Source organism: Plasticicumulans sp. (assembly GCF_035331805.1).
Lineage (GTDB): Bacteria > Pseudomonadota > Gammaproteobacteria > Competibacterales > Competibacteraceae > Plasticicumulans.
In genome coordinates, this window is sequence record NZ_DAOLKE010000537.1 from 1 (window position 1) to 1668 (window position 1668).

1 pseudogene is annotated in these 1668 nt (G+C 77.2%); it reads right to left on the minus strand.

What is annotated here, in order from left to right:
- Positions 1-1668, minus strand: a pseudogene (locus tag PKE44_RS19160) (hypothetical protein); the annotation flags it as partial.

Below are 1668 nucleotides of genomic sequence, written 5' to 3' on the forward strand. Positions count from 1 at the left end.
TCAGCGTCAGCGCGTTGCCGGCGAGGCCGCCGGCGGCGAAACCCTCGTCGGCGAAGGACGTGGCGCGCATGCCGTCGGGTACGGCGAGCTGCGGATACAGCGCGCCGCGCACCTGCGGCACGGCATAGACGAGGCAGGCGAGCCCGAGCGCCGCCAGCCCGAGCGCGCGCCAGAGGCCGGCGAGCTTCGCCAGCCGCCCGGGCGGCAGCACGTGCAGCAGCGCGAGCGCGGCGGCGAGGTTCAGCCACAGCGCGCGCGGAGCCTGGGGTTCGTGCCAGACCAGCGCCAGTCCGACGAGCGCCAGCCCGCCGTAAGCCGCACCGGCGAGGCGGCCGATCGCGAGCGTCGTCAGCAGCAGCAGGAAGAAATCGAGCAGGTTCCAGCGCGCGAGCCAGGCGCCGTCGGCGCGCGCCGGCCCTTCGGCCCCGAGCAGGCGCCAGCCCGGCGGCAGCTGCAGCGCGGTGCTGAGCGATTGCGGCTCGATGCGCCAGCCGACCGCCGGCAGCGTCACGCGCCCGGCGTGCGCGGCGGATTCGAGCCGCCCGGTCGCGGCCAGATCGAGCCGGCCGGCGCGCAGCTCGATGCCGGCGGCCTCCTTGCGCTTCGTGATGAACTGGTCCTCGCCGCCGATCGTCACGCGTCCCGGCGCATACGGGGGCGCGGCATCGAGGCGGTCGCTGCGTGCGATGCTGCCGCGCAGGCGCTCCTGCGCGGTCCAGCCGCCGCCGTCGAAGTCGAGCCACAGCGTGCGCGCGAGCGTCAGCCGGTCCGGCGGGGTTTCGGCCTCGCCGCGCGCGCGTTCGAGGAGTTCGAGCGCCGGGCGCTCGCCGCCGAGCACGAACACCGGCAGCCGCCGCCAGTCGGGCGGCAGCGTGGTCTGCTGCGGATCGATCGGCTGCGCGCCGCGCAGGCTGACCGTGCGCAGCTCCGGGCGCGCCGCCCAGGCCCAGACTTCGGCCTCGGGCCAGGGCTCGTCCTGCGCCGGCGGCGCCAGCCGCTCCGGCTGCGTGGCACCGGCGGCGCGCGCCTCGATCGCGATCGTCCAGATGCCGGGCTGCAGCTGCACGCGCAGCCGGCCGTCGGGTTCGAGCCGTGCCGGCAGCGGGCTGTCGAGCGCCATCGGCACGAAACCGGGCGGCAGCGCGGTGCCGAGCACCGCCTCGCGCGCGCGGCCGGCGACGCGCAGCACGACTTCGGTGCGAAGCCGCATCGGCTGTTCGTCCTCGACGCGCCGGCGCACGTCGAGTTCGAGGTGATCGGCCTCGCGCGCACCGTCATCGGCGCCGGCGGCGAGCTGCAGGCCGTCGCCGGTGCGGCTGACGGCGAGCGGCTTGCCGCCGGCATCGACGAGTTCGATCAGGCCGCTGCCCGGGGGCAGCGGCAGCACGGCCGGGGCCTCGTCACCCCAGAACAGCCGGCCGCTGATCTTGTGCGTGCCGGCCGGCAGGCGCAGCGCCGGGTGGCCGTCGTGCAGCAGCACCAGCGCCGGTTCGCCGTCGGCCCCGACCGCGCGCGGGCGCAGCGCGGCATCGCCGGGCAGCAGCAGCCAGTCCTCGCGATCGAGCCGCCACGTGCCGCTGAACAGCGCGCCGTCGGCGGCGAGTTCGATGCGCAGCCGCCCGGCCCAGACGCAGCGCCAGTCGCCCGGCCCGCCGGCGAGCGCGCAGC